Raw genomic sequence first — 22,113 nt, forward strand, 5'->3', positions numbered from 1 at the left:
GTCCGCGTGTCCGCGTGTCCGCGTGTCCGCGTGTCCGCGTGCCCGCGTGCCCGCGTGTCCGCGTGTCCGATTCCCCTACCACGCGACGATCCTGGCCGCCGAACCCGCCCGAACCGGCTCAAGTCCGCCCGAACCGCTGCCACCACGAGTCGGCGCCTGTCGAAGCGGGCCGCATTCGGCTGCCCTGGGTCAGAGCAGCTCCCAGCCGCCGTCGACGGTGAGGATCTGGCCGGTCAGCCAGGAGCTGCCTGGCTCGGCGAGCCTGGTGATCCACGGCGCGATGTCGGTGACCTCGCCGGTGCGACCGAGCGGAACCCGCCTGTCGTGGTCGGCGCGGACGGCGTCGACCTGGTCGGCGTTGAGGCCGCCCGCCCCGAGGACGTCGGTGCGCACGGTGCCGGGGGCGACGGCGTTGACCCGGATCCCCCTCGGCGCCAGCTCCTTGGCCCAGGACCGGGTCAGGCTGTCCACGGCGGCCTTGCTCGCCGCGTACACCGCGACACCGGGCGAGGCCAGGTGGCCGAGCACGCTGGACACCAGCACGATGCTCCCGCCGGGGGAGCGCAGCTGGGGCAGCAGCGCGGTGGTGAGCAGCACGGGACCGAGCACGTTGACGTCCAGCACGTCGCGCGCGGCCGCGAGGTCGGGGGTCGACAGCGGGGTCAGTCGGATCACTCCGGCGTTGTGCACCAGGACGTCCAGCGCGCCGCCCTGTGCCCGCACCGCGTCGGCGGCGGCCGACGCACCCTGCTCGGTGGCCACGTCGGCCACGACCGGCAGCACGGCCGGGTGCTGTGCGGCGACCTCCGCCAGCGGCGCCTCGCGGCGGCCGGTGATGATCACGGTCGCCGCGCCCTGCTCGGCGAACGCCAGCGCGGCGGCCCTGCCGATGCCGGTGCCGCCTCCGGTGACGAGCACGGTCCGGCCCGCGAAAGTCGTGTCCGACACGATGTCTCCCCTTGCGTTCGCCGGCCGCATGATCATCTACTCGGTATGGCCAACGCGGCGGTCGCGGGACTTGTTCCGGCCTGGCCCTCGGCCGCGAAGTGGCGTGCGGCACAGCGTGGTCGGCCCCCCGCCGGGGCCGTGCCGCCTGATCAGCCCGGTCGTGACAGGATCTGTGCCGTGCTGCGCTGGATCACCGCTGGAGAATCACACGGTCCCGCCCTCGTCGCCGTGCTGGAGGGCATGGTCGCCGGAGTCGAGGTCACCACCTCCGACGTCGCGGCCCAACTGGCCCGCCGCCGGCTCGGCTTCGGGCGGAGCCCCCGGATGGGCTTCGAGACAGACCAGGCCGAGTTTCTCGGCGGGGTCCGGCACGGCCTGACCCAGGGTGGCCCCATCGCGGTGCGCATCGACAACGCCGAGTGGCCCAAGTGGGAGAAGGTCATGTCGGCCGACCCGGTCGACCCGGCCGAGCTCGCCGAACTCGGCCGCAACGAGCCCCTGACCAGGCCTCGCCCCGGTCACGCCGATCTGCCCGGCATGCAGAAGTACGGCTTCGCCGAGGCCCGCCCCGTCTTGGAGCGCGCCAGCGCCAGGGAGACCGCCGCGCGCACCGCGCTCGGCACGGTGGCCCGCGCGTTCCTCCGCCAGCTGCTCGGTGTCGAGGTGATCAGCCACGTCGTGTCGATCGGCCGCGCCGAGACCCCGGAGGGCGGCCCGCTGCCCGGCTCCGGCGACCTGGCCGCGATCGATGAGAGCCCGGTGCGGGCCTTCGACCCCGCCGGCACCGAGGCGATGGTCGCCGAGGTCGAGGAGGTCAAGAAGGCCGGTGACACCGTCGGCGGCGTCATCGAGGTCATCGTCTACGGCCTGCCGCCCGGCCTCGGCTCGCACGTGCACTGGGACCGCAGGCTGGACGCCCGGCTGGCCGCCGCCCTGATGGGCGTGCAGGCGATGAAGGGCGTCGAGATCGGCGACGGCTTCACCACCGCGCACCGCTGGGGCAGCCAGGCGCACGACGAGATCGACCGGGGCAGCGGCCCCGTCGGGGTGACCCGCCGGTCCAACCGCGCGGGCGGCCTTGAGGGCGGCATCACCAACGGCGAGCCGCTGCGGGCCCGCGTCGCGATGAAGCCGATCTCCACCGTGCCGCGAGCACTGTCCACTGTGGACGTGGCGACCGGCGAGCCCGCCGTGGCGATCCACCAGCGGTCCGACGTCTGCGCGGTGCCGCGCGCCGGGGTGGTGCTCGAGTCGGTCGTTGCCCTGGTCCTGGCCGAGGCGGCGCTGGAGAAGTTCGGCGGCGACTCGCTCGCCGAGACCAGGCGCAACGCGGATTCCTACCTGAAGGCACTGGAGGAGCGGTGGTAAGGCCACGCATGGTCGTGCTCGGCCCTCCTGGAGCCGGCAAGTCCACCGTCGGCAGGCTGCTCGCCGAACGCCTCGAACTGTCTTTTGTGGACGTCGACGAGACGATCGAGGCGACCGCGGGCAAGCCGATCTCGGACATCTTCACCACCGACGGGGAACCGGTGTTCCGCGCGATGGAGGAGGACGCGGTCGCCGCCGCGCTCGACAGCCACGACGGCGTGCTCGCCCTCGGCGGCGGCGCGGTGCTGTCGGAGCGGACTCGGCGGCGGCTCGCCGGCCACACCGTGGTGTTCCTCAACGTCGGCATGGCGGAGGGCGTCCGCCGCACGGGCCTGTCCTCGGCACGGCCGCTGCTCAGCGGCATCAACCCGAGGGCGACCTTCAAGGCGCTGCTGGACGGCCGGCTGCCGTTGTATCGGGAGGTGGCCACCGTCGAGGTGGCGACCGACAAGAGCGAACCGGCCGACGTCGTGACGGCCGTGCTCGCGGCCCTGGATTCGGAAGCAGGAGAGGCGTGATGGTCGAGCCGGTGCGGATCAGGGTCGCCGCGGAGCGGCCCTACGACGTCCTGGTGGGCCGCGGCCTGCTCGGCGAGCTGGTCGACACGCTGCGTGGCACGCCGACGGTGGCGATCCTGCACCAGCCGACGCTGACCGAGACGGCCGAGGTGGTCCGCGAGGAGCTGGCCGCCGTCGGTGTCGACGCGCACCGCGTCGAGATCCCCGACGCCGAGGACGGCAAGGACCTCTCGGTGGCCGGCTTCTGCTGGGAGGTGCTCGGCAAGATCGGCCTCGACCGCACCGGCGCGGTGGTGGCCCTCGGCGGCGGCGCGGTCACCGACCTGGCCGGCTTCGTCGCCGGCACCTGGATGCGCGGTGTGCGCGTCGTGCACGTGCCCACCACGCTGCTCGGCATGGTCGACGCGGCCGTTGGCGGCAAGGCCGGCATCAACACCGACGCGGGCAAGAACCTAGTCGGCGTGTTCCACGAGCCGACCGCCGTGCTGGTCGACCTCGCCACGCTGGAGACCCTGCCGCGCAACGAGCTGGTCGCCGGCATGGCCGAGGTGATCAAGGCAGGCTTCATCGCCGACCCGGTGATCCTCGACCTGGTCGAGCGCGACCCCGCCGCCGCGATCGACCCGGCGGGCGAGGTCCTCGGCGAGCTGGTGCGCAGGGCGATCCAGGTCAAGGCGGACGTCGTGTCCGCCGACCTGCGCGAGTCGGACCTGCGCGAGGTGCTCAACTACGGCCACACCCTCGCCCACGCGATCGAGCGCCGCGAGCGCTACCGCTGGCGGCACGGCGCCGCCGTCAGCGTCGGCCTGGTGTTCGCGGCCGAGCTGGCCAGGCTCGCCGGGCGGCTCGACGACGCCACAGCCGACCGGCACCGCGCCGTGCTGACCTCGATCGGCCTGCCGACGAGCTACGACCCGGACGCGCTCCCGCAGCTGCTCGAGGGCATGAAGGTCGACAAGAAGACCCGCTCCGGCGTGCTGCGCTTCGTGGTCCTCGACGGCCTCGGCCGGCCTGGCAGGCTGGAGGGCCCGGACCCGTCCCTGCTGGCCGCCGCCTACTCGGCCGTCGCCGACGAGTCCAAGCAGGGCGGGGGCATCCTGCTGTGAAGGTCCTGGTGCTCAACGGCCCCAACCTCGGCAGGCTCGGCAAGCGCGAGCCGGCGATCTACGGCAGCACCACGCACGCCGACCTGGTCGCGATGTGCGAGCGGGCAGGCGTCGAGCTGGGCATCGACGTCGAGGTGCGGCAGACCGACCACGAGGGCGAGCTGGTCGGCTGGCTGCACGAGGCCGCCGACGAGGGCTACCCGGTGGTCCTCAACGCCGCCGCGTGGACGCACTACTCGATCGCGGTGCGCGACGCCTGCGGCCAGCTCACCGCGCCACTGCTCGAACTGCACATCTCCAACGTGCACGCCCGCGAGGAGTTTCGCGCGCACAGCGTCATCTCGGCCGTCGCCACCGGGGTGATCGCGGGCCTCGGCGTCGACGGCTACCCCCTTGCCCTTCGGTGGATGGCTGCCAAGATCAAGGCGTGACAGCTCCCGAGTTACGGACCGACCGGCTGCTGCTGCGGCCGTTGCGGGCGGACGACCTCAACGCGATGGTCCGGGTGTACGAGCATCCCGACACCAGTCACTTCTTCACCACGGACCGGAGCGACCCGGCCGAGGTGGCGCGGTTTGTCGATGGGCGGCTCGCCGCGCAGGCGAGCGGCCCGGCCGGCCTGGCCACCTGGGTCTTCGTGCACGGCGACGAGGTCGTCGGCCACGGCCATGTCATGCCGTCCAGGGCCCTGCCGCCGGAACTGCTCGAGATCGGCTGGGTCCTTGGCAAGGACCACTGGGGGCGCGGCTTCGCCGCCGAGGCGGCCTCGGCGATGGTCGAGCACGGGCTGCACACCCTCGGCCTGCCCGCCCTGTGGGCGTTGGTCCACCAGGACAACGGTTCGAGCAGGCGGCTGGCCGGCCGGCTCGGCTTCCTTGACGTCGGCGGCGGCGACTACTACGGCGGGCCGCACCGGGTGCTCGTTCGGCTGCCCGCGGCGGATACCACATCCACGGGGGCGCGGCGCGCGGCGAACGGCGAGGCAATCACCCACTCGGGTGGCTAGATTCCCTAGACTGAGTGACACCGGGGCGCGGCTCCCTGGCTGCTGCCCACCACCCAGGGCAGCTGAGCTCTGGGAGGTATGCGCGGGAATGGCCAGGTCGCACCGCGCCGAACGGGTGCTCGCCACGCTGGGAGCACTCCTGGTGACGGCGCTGCTGGCCACGGCGTGCAGCAACGTCCAGGCCACCCCGCAGGCCGAGGGCACCGGCCCGGCGGCGCCGGGATCGGTCCCGCCGTCCTCCTCCGCCAAGCCATCGACCCCGCCGCCACCGACGCTCGTCCAGCTCGCCACCGACCGGGGCAGGCAGAGCCAGGGAGTCGTCGCGGCCGCGGGCGGCGGCGCGCCGTACAACTACGCCCCGTCGGTGATGCTCGACGGCGGCCGCTACCGGATGTGGTGGTGCACCCAGCTCGGCGCGGTGCTGCCGCACGGCGACGACATCGTCTACGCCGAGAGCGGGTCGGCGGACGGCCCGTTCGCGTCGCCGGACGGGCAGCAGGCCAGGCCGGTGTTCGCCGGCAACAACACCGGGTTCGACTCCGTGCACGTCTGCGACCCCTCGGTGCTGCGGGTCGGCGCGACCTACTACATGTACTACACCGGCGCGGACGGCGATCACCCGTTCGGCAGCGCCATCGGCGTCGCGACCAGCCCGGACGGCGTCAACTGGACCAGGGCGAACAACGACGTCGCCATCCTCGGCCCCATGCACGACGTGGACCGGCAGAACACCTACGGCAGCGGCCAGCCCTCTGTGGTCTTCCTCGACGGCTGGTTCTACCTGATGTTCACCGACACCTCGGGCAAGGGCGCGGCGTGGAACGGCGCGGGCCAGTTCGTCCTGCGTTCCACGGATCCCGCCTTCGTCTCCGGCGTCCAGACGCTCACCGACCGGGGTTTCGTGCTCGCCAACGGCACGAAGATCGCGCGGGAGCGTTCCATCGTCGAGGCGTTCAGCGCCGACTGGATGTGGGTGGACGCGCTGAACGCGTTCGCGATCGCCCACGAGACCGACGGCGGCACGACGGTCACCTTCTGGGATCGCGACTTCACCATGAACCCCTTCCGCCCGGTGGTCATCCCCGGCGTCTGGAAGGAGGGGCCCGGCCTGGTGCGCAGGGCCGACGGGCACGCGCCGATCTCCACCGAGGACCCCTGCGGCCGGGTGCAGCTCGACGTCGTCAGGTCCACCGTCGAGGCCGCGCCGGGCACGCCGACCGACCTCAGGCACTTCGGCATCGACATCGCGGGCGCGCCGGGATGCCGGACCGTCGATCAGGCCGCGGTCACCCTGCGCGGGTTCGCGATACCGTCGCCGGACCGCACCATCGACCTCGTCGTGGACGGCCGCCTGGTCAGGGTGGAGCGGCGGTCCGTCGCGGACCGGCTCGCGCTGAGGGTCCTCGACCAGCGGCCCGCCATCGCCGACCAGATCCCGCTGGCCGCCAGGCTGCCGGCCGGCGCCAAGGCGCTGCACGCGCCGGACGGGTCGGTCGGGTTGGTGCTGGACGACAACCGGCTCTGGTCGGTCGGCTCGGCCGAGGTCGCCTCGGCCAACTCCTCGCCGCTGATCGACGTGCTGATGCCGCTGTGGGCGGACTACGCCAAGGGGCCGGACCTCGCGTCGCTGCGGAGCTGACGCCCGAGCCGGCCCCGCGCGTGCGATCCGCGCGCCACCCGCCCGACACCGGCCGCCTCGTCCCGGTTGAGGTCGTTCCGTTCGAGGTCGCCAGGGTCGTGCTCGCCCTGGTTGTGCTCGCCGCGCCTGTCCGGGGTGTCGTCGTCGAGGTCGTTCTCCTCGGCCTCGGCATCCGTCGAGGCCGAGGTGCGCAGCAGCTGCCCGATGGCTCCGCCGAGCGCGCCCGGCACCATCACCAGCAGCGCGGTGAACGCGGCGCCCCCGGTCAGCGCGGCGCCCAGGGCCTCCAGCCCGGTCTGGTCCACGAACAGCGACCTGGCCAGCACGCCGAGCAGTCCGGCGAGCGGGCCGGCGACCAGGCCGGCGAGGAACCACGCCATGCCCCGGTCGGGCAGCCGCCGCCAGCCGTCCGCCACGCCCCACAGCAGCGCGACCACCGCGACGAGGCCGAGGCCGACCGGATCGAGCACCGAGGCGCTCTCCGGGGCGCGGACCTGCACCGCCGCCAGCACCGTCTGCGTGGCGGCGTGCACCACGGCGAGGCAAATCCCACGGACGACCCACGCGCGCATGCCGGCACTCTATGCCCGCCCGCGCCCTCGTTCCATGCCCGAGAACACACCCGACGGAGTCCCCGTTCGGGCCTTAGGCTGCCAGGCATGCCCGAGTCGCACGCTCACCGCCGCACCGCGTTGCGCGACCAGCTGCGCAGCCGAGGTCTGGACGCGCTGCTGGTCACGAACCTCCTCAACGTCCGCTACCTCACGGGGTTCACCGGGTCCAACGGCGCGCTGCTCGTGCACGCGGCCGACGAGCCGGGGGCCGAGCAGCTCACCGTGTTCTGCACCGACGGCCGCTACGCCACCCAGGCGGTCGACCAGGTGCCCGACCTGCCGCACGTGATCGACCGCGCCAGTGACCTCGCCATGGCCGCGCGGGCCAGCAAGGACTCCGCGCGGCACGGCCACACCGGCTACGAGAGCCAGCACGTCACCGTCGACGGGCTGGACGCGCTGGCCTCCTCGGCCGAGGGCGTCGAGCTGGTCCGCGCAGGGGGCCTGGTGGAGCAGCTGCGGCTGGTCAAGGACGACGAGGAGATCGAGGCGCTGCGGATGGCCTGCGCCGCCGCCGACCGGGCGTTGGCCGATCTCATCCAGCACGGCGGCCTGCGGGTCGGGCGCACCGAGCGGGAGATCGCCAGGGAGCTGGAGAGCCGGATGCTCGACCATGGCGCGGCCGGTCCCTCGTTCGCGTCGATCGTGGCGGTCGGTGCGCACTCCGCGGTGCCGCACCACCGGCCGACCGACGCGGCCGTGCACGCCGGTGACCTCGTCAAGATCGACTTCGGTGCCCTGGTCGACGGCTACCACTCGGACATGACCAGGACCCTGGCGGTCGGTCCGCCCGCCGACTGGCAGCGGGACCTCTACGACCTGGTCGCGTCCGCGCAGGCGGCCGGCGGGACGGCGCTGCGCGCGGGAGCCTCGGTGCGCGAGGTGGACGCCGCCGCGCGCGAGGTGATCGAGCGCGCCGGGCACGGCGACGAGTTCATGCACGGCCTCGGCCACGGCGTCGGACTGGAGATCCACGAGGCACCGGCACTGTCCAAGACAGGTGAAGGTACACTTTCGGCCGGCATGGCGGTCACCGTCGAGCCCGGCGTCTACCTGTCCGGGCGGGGCGGGGTCCGCATCGAGGACACGCTCGTGGTGCGTGAGAACGCGGCCGAGCTCCTCACCCTGACCACGAAGGAGCTCGTGGTCGTATAGCCGCGGTCGCGGCAACGACACGAATCACCGAACGCGCGAGCCCTGTCACCAGGCTCGGGCCACCAGTACAGGAGAGACCACCACCGTGGCGACCACCAACGACCTGAAGAACGGGCTCGTGCTGAACCTGGACGGCCAGCTGTGGACCGTCACCGCGTTCCAGCACGTCAAGCCGGGCAAGGGCGGCGCGTTCGTGCGCACGACCCTCAAGCACGTGCTCACCGGCAAGGTCGTGGACAAGACGTTCAACGCCGGCACCAAGGTGGAGACCGCGACCGTCGACAAGAGGTCGATGACCTTCCTGTACAAGGACGGCGCGGACTTCGTCTTCATGGACGGCGACACCTTCGACCAGATCTCGGTTCCCGGCGAGACCGTTGGCGACGCCGCCAACTACATGCTGGAGAACCAGGAGACCATGGTCGCGCTGCACGAGAACGTGGCGCTGTTCGTGGAGCTGCCCACCTCGGTCGAGCTGGTCATCCAGCACACCGACCCCGGCCTCCAGGGCGACCGCTCCACCGGCGGCACCAAGCCCGCCACGCTGGAGACCGGCGCGGAGATCCAGGTCCCGCTGTTCGTGACGACCGGCGAGAAGATCAAGGTCGACACGCGTGACGGTCGTTACCTCGGCCGAGTCAACGCCTGACATGGGCGCTCGCAGCAAGGCACGCAAGCGCGCGGTCGACGTGCTCTACGAGGCGGACCTGCGCGGCATGGACGCGGTGACCCTCCTCGCCGAGCGGGTGGGGTCGCCGGACGTCGCGCCGGTCAACGACTACACCATCACCCTCGTGGAGGGCGTCACCGCGCATCGGCAGCGGATCGACGATCTCATTGCCGAGCACGCGGAGGGCTGGACGCTGCAACGCATGCCGGCGGTCGACCGCGCGGTGCTGCGGCTCGGCCTGTACGAGCTGCTGTGGGCGACCGACGTGCCCGACGCGGTGGCCATCGACGAGGCCATCGAGCTCGCCAAGGGGTTGTCCACGGACGACTCGCCGAAGTTCGTGAACGGGGTCCTCGGTCGCATCGCGACCATCGCGGACCAGCTCAGGGCCGTGCTCTAGCCAGCCCTGAGCACACCATCTGAGCAGGGCTTTCGGGGCCCATGACGCCGCGAGTGGATCGGTGTCATGGGCCCCGAACGCGATCAGTCCTCCTTGGCCGGCCGGGCCTCTGGCGGCAACACGCCCCAGTCGATGAGCTGCTCGGTGAGCTCGCCGGGGGTCATGTCGTAGATGATCGCCAACGAGCGAAGGTCCTCGGTCCTGATGGACAGCACCTTGCCGTTGTAGTCGCCACGCTGGCTCTGAATCGTCGCCGCGTAGCGCGCCAGTGGCCCCACCTTCTCAGCCGGGAGCTGTTGCAGCCGCTCCAGGTTGATGACGATCTTCGTGGCGGGTTCCGCCCCAGACGGGACCCGACCTTCTGGCAGCAGCTCGGCCACCGGCACCCCGTAGAAGTCGGCGAGTTCCGCCAACTTCTGCACGGTCACCGCGCGGTCGCCCCGCTCGTACGAACCGACGACCACGGCCTTCCATCGGCCGCCGGACTTCTGCTCGACGCCGTGCAGTGACAGGCCTTGCTGCTGGCGGATTGCGCGGAGCTTGGCCCCCAGCGCCTTGGCGTAGTCGCCCATGTGGCGGTTCTCCGTTCATTCGCCCCGTCAGCCGGTAGGGGAGTGCTGAGGGGAGTCTTAGATCGATACGCAGAGTAATGTTCGCTCTCTGTCGTCACCAGGTCAAGCTGATCTCACTGCGTCAGGCGGGGGAGAGTGGTGACACCACCCGGAAGATTGACAGTCCGTGCCTGATACGGTCCAGGTCAGCCCGGCAATAGTCGGGTTCAGGCGTCCTTTAAGGACCCGTCCAGTGAGGCGGGGAAGGAGGTCCACCGTGGCGTCACGGAAACGTGGCGCGGCGGACCCGGCCGAGGAGCGCGAGCTTCTTTCGGCCGGCGACGTCGCGCGCACCGTCGCTCGAATGGCCCATCAGGTGATCGAGAAGACGGCACTGGATGCACCCAGCGCACCCGCAGTCGTCCTGATGGGTATTCCCAGCAGAGGAGCGCCGCTCGCCAGGCGGCTGGCGGCCCGCATCGCGGAGTTCAGCGGGGTCGAAGTGCCGACCGGCACGCTCGACGTCACGCTGTACCGCGATGACCTCCGCCGCAGGCCCACTCGCCCGCTCGAGGCGACCACGCTGCCCGAGGGGGGCGTCGACGACAAGCTGGTCGTGCTGGTCGACGACGTGCTGTTCTCCGGCCGCACCATCCGCGCCGCGCTCGACGCGCTGCGCGAACACGGCCGGCCGAGGGCGGTCCAGCTCGCCGTCCTGGTCGACCGGGGCCACCGCGAGCTGCCGATCAGGGCGGACTACGTCGGCAAGAACGTGCCCACCTCGCGCGGCGAGGACGTCGCCGTGCTGCTCAGCGAGCTGGACGACCGCGACGCGGTGCTGCTGCGCCGGCCGCTCGATCCCACCGGGGAGGTGACTCCATGAGGCACCTGCTGTCCACCGAGGGCATCGACCCGGCCACCGCGCTCGAGGTGCTCGACACCGCGGACAACCTCAAGCGGGCGCTGCTCGGCCGCGAGGTGCGCAAGCTGCCGACGCTGCGCGGGCGCACCGTCGTGACGATGTTCTACGAGAACTCGACCAGGACCAGGGTGTCCTTCGAGATCGCCGGCAAGTGGATGAGCGCCGACGTGATCAACGTCTCGGCCAGCGGCTCCTCGGTCAGCAAGGGCGAGTCGCTGCGGGACACCGCGCTGACCCTGGCCGCGGCCGGGGCCGACTGCGTGATCGTCCGGCACCCCGCCTCCGGCGCGGCGCACCGGCTGGCCGGTTGGCTGGAGGAGGCCGGCACGTCGGTGGTCAACGCCGGCGACGGGATGCACGAGCACCCCACCCAGGCGCTGCTGGACGCCGACACCCTGCGGGACCGCCTCGGCTCGGTGAACGGCAGGCGCATCGTCATCGTCGGCGACGTGCTGCACAGCCGGGTCGCCCGCTCCAACGTGCACCTGCTCACCGCGCTCGGCGCGGACGTGGTGCTGGTCGCACCCCCGACGCTGTTGCCCAAGGGCGTCGAGGGCTGGCCGGTCACCGTGTCGCACGAGCTGGACGCCGAGCTGCCAACCGCCGACGCGGTGATGCTGCTGCGCGTGCAGGCCGAGCGGATGCACGGCGGGTTCTTCCCGTCCGCGCGGGAGTACTCGATCGCCTACGGGCTCAACGAGGCGCGGCTGCGCCTGACGCCGGACCACGCCGTCGTGCTGCACCCCGGCCCGATGCTGCGCGGCATGGAGATCGCTTCGGCGGTCGCCGACTCCCCGCGCGCCGCCATCACCGACCAGGTCCGCAACGGCGTGCACGTGCGGATGGCCGTGCTCTACCACCTGCTTGCCCACGAAGAGGAGGCGAACGCGTGAACAAGACTCTGCTGCGAGGCGTCCGGCTCTACGGCGAGGGCGACCCGGTCGACCTGCTGATCTCCGACGGAGTGATCGCCGAGATCGGCACCGACCTGGCCGACGCCGACGCGGAGGTCGTCGACGCCGCCGGTCAGGTCGCGCTGCCCGGCTTCGTCGACCTGCACACCCACCTGCGCGAGCCGGGCCGCGAGGACACCGAGACCATCGCCACCGGCTCGGCCGCCGCGGCGCTCGGCGGCTACACCGCCGTGTTCGCCATGGCCAACACCGACCCGGTCGCCGACAACGCCGTCGTCATCGAGCACGTCTGGCGGCGCGGCCGCGAGGTCGGGCTGGTCGACGTGCACCCGATCGGCGCGGTCACCGTCGGCCTTGGCGGCGAGAAGCTGGCCGAGCTCGGCACGATGGCCCGCTCCGCAGCCGGGGTCAGGGTGTTCTCCGACGACGGCCACTGCGTCGCGGACCCGCTGATCATGCGGCGGGCGCTGGAGTACAGCAAGGCGCTGGACGCGGTGATCGCCCAGCACGCCGAGGAGCCGAGGCTGACCGTCGGCGCGCAGGCGCATGAGGGCGAGCAGGCGTCCCGGCTGGGGCTGGCCGGCTGGCCTGCCGCAGCCGAGGAGTCCATCGTGGCCAGGGACTGCCTGCTCGCGCTGCACGTCGGCGCGCGCCTGCACGTCTGCCACGTGTCCACCGCGGGCACCGTGGAGGTCCTGCGCTGGGCCAAGACCAGGGGCGATGCAATCGCGCCTCAGGCCACCAGGGCAGGGATCGTGCCTCAGGCCGGCAGGCCGGGAATCTCCGCCGAAGTCACCCCGCACCACCTGCTGCTCACCGACGAGCGGCTGGCCAGCTACGACCCGGTGAACAAGGTCAACCCGCCGCTGCGCACCGAGGCCGATGCGAAGGCGCTGCGGGAGGCACTGGCCGAGGGCGTCATCGACTGCGTCGCCACCGACCACGCCCCGCACGCCGTGCAGGACAAGGACTGCGAGTGGGCGGCGGCTCGGCCGGGCATGCTCGGCCTCCAGACCGCGTTGTCGGTGGTCATCGAGACCATGGTCCGACCCGGCCTGCTCGACTGGCGCGGCGTCGCCCGCGTGATGAGCGAGCGCCCCGCCGAGATCGCCGGGCTGTCCGACCACGGCCGCCCGCTGGAGGTCGGCGAGCCGGCCACGCTCGTGCTGATCGACCCCGACGCGAGCTGGACCGTGCGCGGCGCTGCGCTCGCCAGCGTCGCGGGCAACACTCCATACGAGGGCATGACGCTGCCCGGACGGGTCATGACCACGGTGCTGCGCGGGCGGATCACGGCTCACGACGGAAGGATCCGCGCATGACGACCGGGTTTTTCAGCTGCGCGGGAAGGGGCCGATTCTGATGTCCGAACGAGTGCTGTTGTCGCTCGCGCTGGTCGTCTTCTTCCTGCTCTGCCTCTACGGCATGTGGCTGGGCTGGCGACGAAGGGCGCGCCGCCAGGCCGCCGTGCTGCCGGCCTTCCCGCAGCCGCCCGCGACGCTCGCCGAGACCGAGCCGATCGCCGAGACCACCGGCGTCTACGTGGGCTCCACGATCGCGGGCGACTGGCAGGACCGGGTCGCCGTCGGCGATGTCGGCTTCCGCGCGGAGGCCGTGCTGCGCCGCTATCCGGCGGGTCTGCTGGTCGACCGAACGGGCGCGACCGCCCTGTGGATCCCGGCCGAATCGCTGGTCGACGCCCGCACCGATCGGGCACTGGCCGGCAAGGTCATGGCGGCCGATGGGCTACTGGTGGTGCGTTGGCGGCTCGGCGATCATCTTTTGGACACCGGATTTCGCGGTGATGACAAGGACGTTTACGAGCAGTGGGTGGCCGCGCTTCGGTCGCTCGTTGCAGCCGAGGAGGACGCGCCGAGCGAAGGCGTGCCGGGAGGTGCTGGTCGGTGACCACGGTGATCCACAGTGCAGCGACGCGGAACGGTGGGGTGTCGCGGCAGCGGACCGCTGCCGTGCTGGTGTTGGAGGACGGCAGGGTTTTTCGGGGTGTGGCGTTCGGCGCGGTCGGGCGGTCGTTGGGTGAGGCGGTGTTCAACACCGGCATGACCGGGTACCAGGAGACGCTGACCGACCCGTCCTACCACCGCCAGATCGTGGTCCAGACCGCGCCGCAGATCGGCAACACGGGCTGGAACGACGAGGACGACGAGTCGGCGAAGATCTGGGTGGCGGGCTACGTGGTGCGGGACCCCGCGCGGGTGCCGTCCAACTGGCGCTCGACCCGGTCGCTGGACAGCGAGCTGGACCGTCAGGGCGTGGTCGGCATCGCGGGGGTCGACACCCGCACGCTGACTCGCCACCTGCGGGAGCGCGGCGCGATGCGCGCTGGCGTGTTCTCCGGTGACGCGCTGACCGACGAGGCCGGCATGCTCGCGCAGGTCAGGGAGAGCCCGCAGATGGCGGGCGCCGACCTGGCTGGCGATGTGACCACGCCGAACCCCTACGTGGTGCCCTCGGCTGGCGAGCGCCGGTTCCGGGTGGCGGCGCTGGACCTCGGCATCAAGTCGAACACGCCTCGGATGATGGCCGCGCGCGGCATCGAGGTGCACGTCCTTCCGCTGTCCTCGACCATCGACGACCTGCTGGCCGTCGAGCCGGACGGGGTGTTCCTGTCCAACGGCCCCGGCGACCCCGCCACCACCGCCCACGCGACCGCGCTGACCCGCGCGGTGCTGGAGCGGCGGGTGCCGCTGTTCGGCATCTGCTTCGGCAACCAGATCCTCGGCCGCGCGCTCGGCCGGGACACCTACAAAATGCGGTACGGCCACCGGGGGATCAACATCCCGGTGATCGACGTGGCGACCGGCCGGGTGGCGATCACCGCGCAGAACCACGGCTTCGCCCTGGAGGGCGAGCCAGGCGAGCGGTTCGACTCGGACTTCGGCCAGGCCATGATCAGCCACTACTGCCCCAACGACAACACCGTCGAAGGCGTGCGCTGTCTTGAGGTGCCGGCGTTCTCGGTGCAGTACCACCCCGAGGCCGCGGCAGGACCCCACGACGCCGCCCCGCTGTTCGACGAGTTCTGCGACCTGATGGAGAAGGGCAGGAACGCCTGATGCCCAAGCGCACCGATATCAAGCACGTGCTGGTGATCGGCTCGGGGCCGATCGTGATCGGGCAGGCGTGCGAGTTCGACTACTCGGGCACCCAGGCCTGCCGGGTGCTGCGGGAGGAGGGCCTGCGGGTCAGCCTGGTCAACTCCAATCCGGCCACGATCATGACCGACCCGGAGTTCGCCGACGCCACCTACATCGAGCCGATCACCCCGGAGTTCGTCGAGAAGGTCATCGCGGCCGAGCGCCCCGACGCCATCCTGGCCACCCTCGGCGGCCAGACGGCGCTGAACACCGCCGTCGCGCTGCACGAGCGCGGCGTGCTGGACAAGTACCAGGTCGAGCTGATCGGCGCGGACATCGACGCCATCCAGCGCGGCGAGGACCGGCAGCGGTTCAAGGACATCGTCCGCGCCGTCGGCGGCGAGGTGCCGCGCAGCTCGGTGTGCCGGTCGATGGAGGAGGTGCGGGCCACCGTCGAGGAGCTAGGGCTCCCCGTCGTGATCCGGCCGTCCTTCACCATGGGCGGCCTCGGCTCCGGCATGGCGCACACGGCCGAGGAGCTGGAGCGGCTGGCCGCCACCGGCCTCGCCGAGAGCCCGGTCACCGAGGTGCTCATCGAGGAGAGCGCGCTCGGCTGGAAGGAGTACGAGCTCGAGCTGATGCGGGACCACCACGACAACGTCGTGGTGATCTGCTCGATCGAGAACATCGACCCGATGGGCGTGCACACCGGCGACTCGGTGACCGTCGCGCCCGCGATGACGCTGACCGACCGCGAGTACCAGGACATGCGCGACCTGGCCATCGCGGTGCTGCGCGAGGTCGGCGTCGACACGGGTGGCTGCAACATCCAGTTCGCGGTGCACCCGGAGACCGGCCGCATGGTCGTCATCGAGATGAACCCCAGGGTGTCCCGGTCCAGCGCGTTGGCGTCGAAGGCGACCGGGTTCCCCATCGCCAAGATCGCCGCGAAGCTCGCGATCGGCTACACCCTCGACGAGATCCGCAACGACATCACCGGCGAGACCCCGGCCAGCTTCGAGCCCGCGCTGGACTACGTCGTGGTGAAGGTCCCCAGGTTCACCTTCGAGAAGTTTCCCGGCGCGGACAAGACGCTGACCACGACGATGAAGAGCGTCGGCGAGGCGATGTCCATCGGCCGCAACTTCGTCGAGGCCCTCGGCAAGGCGCTGCGGTCGATGGAGACCAAGGAGGCCGGCTTCTGGACCAGACCCGACCCCGAGGGCGCCACGCTGGAGTCCACCCTCGCGGCGCTGGGCGCTGGCCACGACGGCCGGCTCTACACGGTCGAGCGCGCGCTGCGGTTCGGCGCCACCGTCGAGCAGGTCGCCGAGGCGTCCGGCATCGACCCGTGGTTCGTCGACCAGATCGCCTCGCTGGTCGAGCTGCGCGAGGAGATCATCGCCACACCGGTGCTGGACGAGTCGCTGCTGCGCGACGCCAAGCGGGCCGGCCTGTCCGACCGGCAGGTGGCCGCGCTGCGGCCCGAGCTGGCCGGTGAGGACGGCGTGCGGACCCTGCGGCACCGGCTCGGCGTGCGCCCGGTGTTCAAGACCGTGGACACCTGCGCGGCCGAGTTCGCCGCGTTCACCCCGTACCACTACTCCGCCTACGAGTCCGACCCCGCGGCGGAGTCCGAGGTCGCCGAGCAGCCCGACCGCCCCAAGGTGCTGATTCTTGGCTCCGGCCCGAACCGGATCGGGCAGGGCATCGAGTTCGACTACTCCTGCGTGCACGCCGCCATGGCGCTGCGCGCGGCCGGGTTCGAGACCGTCATGGTCAACTGCAACCCGGAGACGGTCTCCACCGACTACGACACCTCCGACCGCCTCTACTTCGAGCCGCTGACCTTCGAGGACGTCCTCGAGGTCGTGCACTCCGAGCAGCGTTCGGGCACGGTCGCCGGCGTCATCGTGCAGCTCGGCGGCCAGACCCCGCTCGGCTTGGCCCAGCGCCTCGCCGACGCCGGTGTGCCGATCGTGGGCACCGCGCCGGAGGCCATCCACCTTGCCGAGGACCGGGGCGCGTTCGGCGAGGTGCTGACCACCGCCGGGCTGCCCGCGCCCAAGTACGGCACGGCGACCTCCTTCGCTGGCGCCAAGCGGATCGCAGACGAGATCGGCTACCCGGTGCTGGTGCGCCCGTCCTACGTGCTCGGCGGGCGGGGCATGGAGATCGTCTACGACGAGACCACCCTGGCCGGCTACATCGCCCGCGCCACCGAGGTCAGCCCGGAGCACCCGGTGCTGGTCGACCGGTTCCTCGACGACGCCATCGAGATCGACGTCGACGCCCTCTGCGACGGCGACGCGGTCTACCTCGGCGGCGTCATGGAGCACATCGAGGAGGCCGGCATCCACTCCGGCGACTCGGCCTGCGCCCTGCCGCCCATCACGTTGGGCCGCACCGACCTCGAGGCGGTCCGCCGCTCCACCGAGGCCATCGCGCGGGGCATCGGCGTGCGCGGCCTGCTCAACGTCCAGTACGCCCTCAAGGACGACGTGCTCTACGTCCTTGAGGCCAACCCGCGCGCCAGCCGCACGGTGCCGTTCGTGTCCAAGGCGACTGCGGTGCCGCTGGCCAAGGCCGCCGCGCGGATCATGCTCGGCGCGACCATCGCCGACCTGCGCGCCGAGGGCATGCTCAGCCGCGTCGGCGACGGCGCGGACATGCCGGTGGACGCCCCGGTCGCGGTGAAGGAGGCCGTGCTGCCCTTCCACCGCTTCCGCACCCCGGAGGGTCACGGCGTCGACTCCCTGCTCGGCCCGGAGATGAAGTCCACCGGCGAGGTGATGGGCATCGACAGCTCCTTCGGCAAGGCGTTCGCCAAGTCCCAGACGGCCTCCTACGGCTCCCTGCCGACCTCCGGCCGGGTGTTCGTGTCGGTAGCCAACCGCGACAAGCGCGCGGTCGTCTTCCCGGTCAAGCGGTTGGCGGACCTCGGGTTCGAGATCCTGGCGACCTCGGGCACCGCGGAAGTGCTGCACCGCAACGGCATTCCGTGCACGCTCGTCCGCAAGTACAGCGAGGGCGCCGCTGACGCGAAGAACGTGGTTGACGAGATCCTCGCAGGTGACGTCGACATGGTGATCAACACCCCCTACGGGAACAGCGGGCCGCGCGTGGACGGGTACGAGATCCGCACCGCCGCCGTGGCCAAGGACATCCCGTGCATCACCACGATCCAGGGCGCGGCCGCGGCCGTGCACGGCATCGAGGCGCTGATCCGGGACGACATCGGGGTCAAGCCGCTCCAGGCCCTCCAGGCGGCCCTGCTGACCGCGCGGGGAGGCCAGGCATGACCGAGACCTTCGGCGCCCGCCTGACCCGCGCGGTGGCGGCCAGAGGGCCGCTCTGCGTCGGCATCGACCCGCATCCAGGGCTGCTGCGCGACTGGGGCCTCTCGGCGGACGTCGCCGGGCTGGAGCGGTTCGCGCTGACCTGTGTCGAGGCGTTCGGCGGCGAGGTCGCCGCGGTGAAGCCGCAGTCGGCGTTCTTCGAGGCGTACGGCTCCCTCGGCGTCGCGGTCCTCGAGCGGGTCATCGCGGACCTGCGGGCGGCCGGCACGCTGGTCGTGCTGGACGCGAAGCGCGGCGACATCGGCTCGACGATGGAGGCGTACGCGGCGGCCTACCTCACCGAGGGGTCGCCGCTGGCGGCCGACGCCGTGACGCTCTCGCCCTACCTCGGGTTCGGCTCGCTCGATCCCGCGCTGGACGCGGCGGCGCGGTCCGGCAGGGGCGTGTTCGTGCTGGCTCTCACCTCGAACAAGGAGGGCGCCGACGTCCAGCGGGCGACCGACGCGTCGGGGCGCAGCGTGGCGCAGGAGATCGTCGACGCGGCGGCGGACCGCAACGCGGGCGCCGACCCGCTCGGCGACGTCGGACTGGTCATCGGGGCGACGGTCGGGCGGACCGATCTCGACCTCGCGGAGCTGAACGGGCCGATCCTGGCCCCCGGTTTTGGGGCGCAGGGCGCGACCGTGGCGGACCTTCGCGCGGTTTTCGGGCCGAGCCTGCCGCAGGTCCTGCCGACGTCCTCGCGGGGCGTGCTGCGGCACGGACCCGACCTCGCAACGCTGCGAAACGCCGCGTTGCGCACCAGGGACGACGTCCTCGCGGCCGTCGCCGCGGGCTGATCGAACACCTCGTCGCGACCTGCGGAAACTCCACGTTTCCGCAGGTCGCGGCCAATCACGGGAATCCCATACCACACGGGCCGTAGTCACGCTGTCACCGGTGGCGGTGATAAGGCTGTCGGGGGGTGTTGGTACTAATTTCCTCCGTCGCGCACCATGACCGTGGCGAGTTTTACCCGACCGGGTGGGGCCGTTGTCCACGCAAGGGTTGCTTTGACCTGAGGGGACTTCCCGGACCCACGTTGTACCGAGTCATCAACGGTCGGTACGGTCGCGGCACCGATCCAGATGAAAATCCACACCACGGAGGAGATCGTGGCCCTTCCCCAGCTTACCGAGGAGCAGCGGGCCGCAGCGCTGGAGAAGGCTGCTGCCGCTCGTCGCGCTCGGGCTGAGCTCAAGGAGCGCCTGAAGCGTGGCGGCACCAACCTGAAGACTGTGTTGGCCGACGCAGAGGGCGACGAGGTCCTGGGCAAGATGAAGGTGTCCGCGTTGCTCGAGGCTCTTCCCGGCGTCGGAAAGGTCCGTGCGCAGCAGATCATGGAGCGGTTGGAGATCGCTCCGAGTCGTCGGCTGCGCGGCCTGGGCGACAGGCAGCGCAAGGCGCTGCTGTCCGAGTTCAGCGGCGAGTGAGTGGCACCGAGCCGGGGTCGGGCGTGCGCGCCCGGCCCCGGCTCACCGTTCTTTCCGGGCCGTCCGGTGTCGGCAAGTCCAGCGTGCTGGCCGAGCTCCGACTCATGCGGCCCGAGATCTACTTCAGTGTCTCGGTGACCACCAGGACACCCCGGCCGGGCGAGGTCGACGGAGAGCACTACCACTTCGTGGATCCGGCGACCTTCCGGCGAATGGCCGATGCCGGCGAGCTCCTCGAGCACGCTGAGTACGCCGGTAACTGCTACGGCACGCCTCGTCGCCCGGTCGAGCAGGCGCTCGACGGCGGCATGCCGGCCCTGCTGGAGATCGAGCTTCAGGGTGCGAGGCAGGTTCGCGCGGCGATGCCGCAGGCGCAGCTGGTGATGCTGGCCCCGCCGTCCTGGGAGGATCTGGTCGGTCGGCTGACCGGGCGGGGGACCGAGGATCCCGCCGTGGTGGCCCGCAGGCTGGAGGTCGCCAGGGAGGAACTGGCGGCCGAAAAGGAGTTCGACGAGGTCGTGGTGAACTCCGATGTGCGAACAGCCGCGCAGGAGTTGCTAACCTTGGTGGTCGGCCCCCGGTCGAAAACCCAGAATCAACCGCAGGAGCGTTGCGAGTGAGTATCCGAACCGAGCACGGTGAGCTGACGGGCTCCCCCGAGGGCATCACCAACCCTCCGATCGACGACCTGCTCGAGCAGGTCAGCTCGAAGTACGCCCTGGTGATCTACGCCGCGAAGCGCGCCCGCCAGATCAACGACTACTACGCGCAGCTCGGCGAGGGCCTGCTCGAGTACGTCGGCCCGCTGGTCGAGCCGGGTGCCAGGGAGAAGCCGCTGTCGATCGCGCTGCGCGAGATCCACGCGGGACTGCTTGAGCACACCGAGGGCGAGTGAGTCAGTCCGCCCCTGACGCTTCCCACCGCCGACCCCGGATCGTTCTCGGGGTCGGCGGTGGCATCGCTGCCTACAAGGCGTGCGAAGTGCTTCGCCGGCTGACCGAGTCGGGCCACGAGGTCCGGGTCGTGCCGACCGAGTCGGCGCTCCGGTTCGTCGGCGCGGCCACCTTCGAGGCGCTGTCCGGCCAGCGGGTGCACACCGGGGTGTTCGAGGACGTCCCCGAGGTGCCGCACGTGCGGCTCGGCCAGAACGCCGACCTGGTGCTGGTCGCCCCGGCGACCGCGAACCTGCTCGCGAAGGCGGCGCACGGCCTCGCCGACGACCTGCTGACCAACACCCTGCTGACGGCGCGCTGCCCGGTCCTGATGGTGCCGGCCATGCACACCGAGATGTGGGAGCACCCGGCGACCAGGGCCAACGTCGCCCTGCTCCGCTCGCGGGGCGTCATCGTGCTGGAGCCCGCCAGCGGCAGGCTGACCGGCAAGGACACCGGCAAGGGCCGGCTGCCCGACCCGGCCGAGATCGTCGACCTCGCGCGGCTGCTGCTGGCCAGGTCGGACGCCCTGCCGCAGGACCTCGCCGGCGTGCGCGTCGTCGTCTCCGGCGGCGGCACCCGGGAACCGCTCGACCCCGTCCGCTTCCTCGGCAACCGCTCGTCCGGTCGCCAGGGCTACGCGCTGGCCAGGGTCGCCGCCCAGCGCGGCGCGCGCGTCACGCTGGTCGGCGCGAACACCGTGGACCTGCCCGACCCCGCAGGCGTTGACGTCGTCAGGGTGCGCACCGCCGAGGACCTGCACCAGGCCATGCGCGTCGCGGCCGAGACCGCCGACGTGCTGGTGATGGCCGCCGCCGTCGCGGACTTCCGGCCGACCGCCATGCTCGGCCACAAGATCAAGAAGACCGATCGGGATCCGGATCCGATCGCGCTGACCCGCACCACCGACGTGCTCGCCGAGCTGGTGACCGAACGCCGTGCCGGCCAGGTCATCGTGGGCTTCGCCGCAGAGACCGGGGACGCGGAGACCAGCGTGCTCGACCACGGCAGGGCCAAGCTCAAGCGCAAGGGCTGTGACCTGCTGCTCGTCAACGAGGTCGGCGACGGATCCGCCTTCGAGATCCCGGACAACACCGGCTGGCTGCTGGGCGCCGACGGGACCGAGACCTTTATCCCAACCGGCTCCAAAGCGCAACTGGCGGCCGTATTGTGGGACGCCGTGACCGCCCTGCGCGCGACTTGAGCCAGATTCAGTCGAACTCCAAGGTCAGATCCGTACCCTGGAGGTATTACCACCCGGACGATATGGGGAGCGTCGTGAGCCAGCACAACAGCAGGCTTTTTACCAGTGAGTCGGTGACCGAGGGTCATCCCGACAAGATCTGCGATGCCATCAGCGACGCGATCCTGGATGGGTTGCTGAGCAAGGATCCTCGGTCGCGGGTGGCGGTGGAGACGCTGGTCACCACGGGTCAGGTGCACGTGGCCGGTGAGGTCACGACCGAGGCGTACGCGGACATTCCGACGATCGTGCGTGAGG

The 22,113-nt window shown here is 71.6% G+C and carries 24 protein-coding genes; 21 read left to right on the forward strand and 3 right to left on the reverse strand.

Features of this window, described 5'->3' with window-relative positions:
- Window positions 1-189 precede the first annotated feature (189 nt).
- A complete protein-coding gene (locus tag F0L68_RS04900; protein WP_223198502.1) occupies window positions 190-948 on the reverse strand; it encodes an SDR family NAD(P)-dependent oxidoreductase in 759 nt (252 codons plus the stop codon).
- A gap of 177 nt (window positions 949-1,125) precedes the next feature.
- Here F0L68_RS04900 and aroC point away from each other — a divergent pair, with 177 nt between their 5' ends.
- The 6 genes from aroC (at window position 1,126) to F0L68_RS04930 (ending at window position 6,585) form a co-directional block, all read left to right on the forward strand.
- Window positions 1,126-2,316 (forward strand): chorismate synthase, encoded by a 1,191-nt coding sequence (aroC, locus tag F0L68_RS04905; protein WP_149848216.1) that lies wholly within the window; start codon window positions 1,126-1,128, stop codon window positions 2,314-2,316.
- 8 nt (window positions 2,317-2,324) lie between these two features.
- A complete protein-coding gene (locus tag F0L68_RS04910; RefSeq protein ID WP_149848236.1) occupies window positions 2,325-2,834 on the forward strand; it encodes a shikimate kinase in 510 nt (169 codons plus the stop codon).
- Window positions 2,834-3,940: a 3-dehydroquinate synthase gene (gene aroB, locus F0L68_RS04915; RefSeq protein ID WP_149848217.1), complete on the forward strand. Its 1,107-nt coding sequence runs from the start codon at window positions 2,834-2,836 to the stop codon at window positions 3,938-3,940. The genes F0L68_RS04910 and aroB overlap by 1 nt, the downstream gene beginning before the upstream one ends.
- On the forward strand, window positions 3,937-4,371 hold the full coding sequence (aroQ, locus tag F0L68_RS04920; protein WP_149848218.1) for a type II 3-dehydroquinate dehydratase: 435 nt from the start codon (window positions 3,937-3,939) through the stop codon (window positions 4,369-4,371). The genes aroB and aroQ overlap by 4 nt, the downstream gene beginning before the upstream one ends.
- Window positions 4,368-4,946, forward strand: coding sequence for a GNAT family N-acetyltransferase (locus F0L68_RS04925; protein ID WP_149848219.1), 579 nt, complete (start codon window positions 4,368-4,370; stop codon window positions 4,944-4,946). The genes aroQ and F0L68_RS04925 overlap by 4 nt, the downstream gene beginning before the upstream one ends.
- A gap of 88 nt (window positions 4,947-5,034) precedes the next feature.
- Window positions 5,035-6,585: a glycoside hydrolase family protein gene (locus F0L68_RS04930; protein ID WP_188316396.1), complete on the forward strand. Its 1,551-nt coding sequence runs from the start codon at window positions 5,035-5,037 to the stop codon at window positions 6,583-6,585.
- Here F0L68_RS04930 and F0L68_RS42155 read toward each other — a convergent pair.
- The gene (locus tag F0L68_RS42155) at window positions 6,546-7,157 is read right to left on the reverse strand and encodes a B-4DMT family transporter (protein ID WP_188316397.1); all 612 of its coding nucleotides are present in this window, start codon (window positions 7,155-7,157) and stop codon (window positions 6,546-6,548) included. The genes F0L68_RS04930 and F0L68_RS42155 overlap by 40 nt on opposite strands.
- An 87-nt stretch (window positions 7,158-7,244) precedes the next feature.
- On the opposite strand from F0L68_RS42155, the gene F0L68_RS04940 reads away from it, so the two are divergent.
- The 3 genes from F0L68_RS04940 to nusB all read left to right on the forward strand — a co-directional run bounded on the left by F0L68_RS04940 (window position 7,245) and on the right by nusB (window position 9,424).
- Window positions 7,245-8,354, forward strand: a complete 1,110-nt coding sequence (locus F0L68_RS04940) for a M24 family metallopeptidase (RefSeq protein ID WP_149848220.1) — start codon at window positions 7,245-7,247, stop codon at window positions 8,352-8,354.
- A gap of 85 nt (window positions 8,355-8,439) precedes the next feature.
- A complete protein-coding gene (gene efp, locus F0L68_RS04945) occupies window positions 8,440-9,003 on the forward strand; it encodes an elongation factor P (RefSeq protein WP_149848221.1) in 564 nt (187 codons plus the stop codon).
- Window position 9,004: 1 nt separating this feature from the next.
- Window positions 9,005-9,424, forward strand: a complete 420-nt coding sequence (gene nusB / locus F0L68_RS04950; protein WP_149848222.1) for a transcription antitermination factor NusB — start codon at window positions 9,005-9,007, stop codon at window positions 9,422-9,424.
- Between the two features lie 83 nt (window positions 9,425-9,507).
- Here nusB and bldD read toward each other — a convergent pair whose 3' ends face one another.
- A complete protein-coding gene (gene bldD, locus F0L68_RS04955; RefSeq protein WP_015103676.1) occupies window positions 9,508-9,996 on the reverse strand; it encodes a transcriptional regulator BldD in 489 nt (162 codons plus the stop codon).
- 256 nt (window positions 9,997-10,252) lie between these two features.
- On the opposite strand from bldD, the gene pyrR reads away from it, so the two are divergent.
- From pyrR to F0L68_RS05015, 12 genes are all read left to right on the forward strand, one after another.
- The gene (pyrR, locus tag F0L68_RS04960; protein ID WP_149848223.1) at window positions 10,253-10,858 is read left to right on the forward strand and encodes a bifunctional pyr operon transcriptional regulator/uracil phosphoribosyltransferase PyrR; all 606 of its coding nucleotides are present in this window, start codon (window positions 10,253-10,255) and stop codon (window positions 10,856-10,858) included.
- On the forward strand, window positions 10,855-11,790 hold the full coding sequence (locus tag F0L68_RS04965) for an aspartate carbamoyltransferase catalytic subunit (protein WP_149848224.1): 936 nt from the start codon (window positions 10,855-10,857) through the stop codon (window positions 11,788-11,790). Before pyrR ends, F0L68_RS04965 begins: the two co-directional genes overlap by 4 nt.
- Window positions 11,787-13,133, forward strand: a complete 1,347-nt coding sequence (locus tag F0L68_RS04970) for a dihydroorotase (protein ID WP_149848225.1) — start codon at window positions 11,787-11,789, stop codon at window positions 13,131-13,133. Before F0L68_RS04965 ends, F0L68_RS04970 begins: the two co-directional genes overlap by 4 nt.
- A gap of 40 nt (window positions 13,134-13,173) precedes the next feature.
- Window positions 13,174-13,719 carry a PH-like domain-containing protein gene (locus tag F0L68_RS04975; protein WP_149848227.1) on the forward strand — a complete coding sequence of 182 codons (546 nt, stop codon included), beginning with the start codon at window positions 13,174-13,176 and terminating at the stop codon, window positions 13,717-13,719.
- 38 nt (window positions 13,720-13,757) lie between these two features.
- Window positions 13,758-14,888 carry a glutamine-hydrolyzing carbamoyl-phosphate synthase small subunit gene (carA, locus tag F0L68_RS04980; protein WP_149848237.1) on the forward strand — a complete coding sequence of 377 codons (1,131 nt, stop codon included), beginning with the start codon at window positions 13,758-13,760 and terminating at the stop codon, window positions 14,886-14,888.
- Complete coding sequence (carB, locus tag F0L68_RS04985) at window positions 14,888-18,211, forward strand: carbamoyl-phosphate synthase large subunit (protein ID WP_149848228.1); 3,324 nt, start codon at window positions 14,888-14,890, stop codon at window positions 18,209-18,211. The genes carA and carB overlap by 1 nt, the downstream gene beginning before the upstream one ends.
- Window positions 18,208-19,047, forward strand: a complete 840-nt coding sequence (gene pyrF / locus F0L68_RS04990; RefSeq protein WP_149848229.1) for an orotidine-5'-phosphate decarboxylase — start codon at window positions 18,208-18,210, stop codon at window positions 19,045-19,047. The genes carB and pyrF overlap by 4 nt, the downstream gene beginning before the upstream one ends.
- A gap of 315 nt (window positions 19,048-19,362) precedes the next feature.
- Window positions 19,363-19,680 (forward strand): integration host factor, actinobacterial type, encoded by a 318-nt coding sequence (gene mihF, locus F0L68_RS04995; RefSeq protein ID WP_149848238.1) that lies wholly within the window; start codon window positions 19,363-19,365, stop codon window positions 19,678-19,680.
- Window positions 19,677-20,300 (forward strand): guanylate kinase, encoded by a 624-nt coding sequence (gene gmk, locus F0L68_RS05000; RefSeq protein ID WP_149848230.1) that lies wholly within the window; start codon window positions 19,677-19,679, stop codon window positions 20,298-20,300. Before mihF ends, gmk begins: the two co-directional genes overlap by 4 nt.
- On the forward strand, window positions 20,297-20,575 hold the full coding sequence (gene rpoZ / locus F0L68_RS05005; protein WP_149848232.1) for a DNA-directed RNA polymerase subunit omega: 279 nt from the start codon (window positions 20,297-20,299) through the stop codon (window positions 20,573-20,575). Before gmk ends, rpoZ begins: the two co-directional genes overlap by 4 nt.
- Window positions 20,572-21,816, forward strand: a complete 1,245-nt coding sequence (coaBC, locus tag F0L68_RS05010; RefSeq protein WP_149848233.1) for a bifunctional phosphopantothenoylcysteine decarboxylase/phosphopantothenate--cysteine ligase CoaBC — start codon at window positions 20,572-20,574, stop codon at window positions 21,814-21,816. Before rpoZ ends, coaBC begins: the two co-directional genes overlap by 4 nt.
- A gap of 74 nt (window positions 21,817-21,890) precedes the next feature.
- Window positions 21,891-22,113 (forward strand): S-adenosylmethionine synthetase N-terminal domain-containing protein (locus F0L68_RS05015; RefSeq protein WP_276313833.1); only part of this gene is annotated, 223 nt, incomplete at its 3' end.

Source organism: Solihabitans fulvus (genome assembly GCF_008386585.1).
Classification (GTDB): domain Bacteria; phylum Actinomycetota; class Actinomycetes; order Mycobacteriales; family Pseudonocardiaceae; genus Solihabitans; species Solihabitans fulvus.

Bases quoted from the DNA above. Each gene is read 5' to 3' on its own strand.
- F0L68_RS04910 (WP_149848236.1), top strand. From the start codon at position 2,325: ATGGTCGTGCTCGGCCCTCCTGGAGCCGGCAAGTCCACCGTCGGCAGG.
- aroB (WP_149848217.1), top strand. From the start codon at position 2,834: ATGGTCGAGCCGGTGCGGATCAGGGTCGCCGCGGAGCGGCCCTACGAC.
- F0L68_RS04930 (WP_188316396.1), top strand. From the start codon at position 5,035: ATGGCCAGGTCGCACCGCGCCGAACGGGTGCTCGCCACGCTGGGAGCA.
- F0L68_RS42155 (WP_188316397.1), bottom strand. From the start codon at position 7,157: ATGCGCGCGTGGGTCGTCCGTGGGATTTGCCTCGCCGTGGTGCACGCC.
- F0L68_RS04940 (WP_149848220.1), top strand. From the start codon at position 7,245: ATGCCCGAGTCGCACGCTCACCGCCGCACCGCGTTGCGCGACCAGCTG.
- nusB (WP_149848222.1), top strand. From the start codon at position 9,005: ATGGGCGCTCGCAGCAAGGCACGCAAGCGCGCGGTCGACGTGCTCTAC.
- bldD (WP_015103676.1), bottom strand. From the start codon at position 9,996: ATGGGCGACTACGCCAAGGCGCTGGGGGCCAAGCTCCGCGCAATCCGC.
- F0L68_RS04965 (WP_149848224.1), top strand. From the start codon at position 10,855: ATGAGGCACCTGCTGTCCACCGAGGGCATCGACCCGGCCACCGCGCTC.
- F0L68_RS04975 (WP_149848227.1), top strand. From the start codon at position 13,174: ATGTCCGAACGAGTGCTGTTGTCGCTCGCGCTGGTCGTCTTCTTCCTG.
- carB (WP_149848228.1), top strand. From the start codon at position 14,888: ATGCCCAAGCGCACCGATATCAAGCACGTGCTGGTGATCGGCTCGGGG.
- pyrF (WP_149848229.1), top strand. From the start codon at position 18,208: ATGACCGAGACCTTCGGCGCCCGCCTGACCCGCGCGGTGGCGGCCAGA.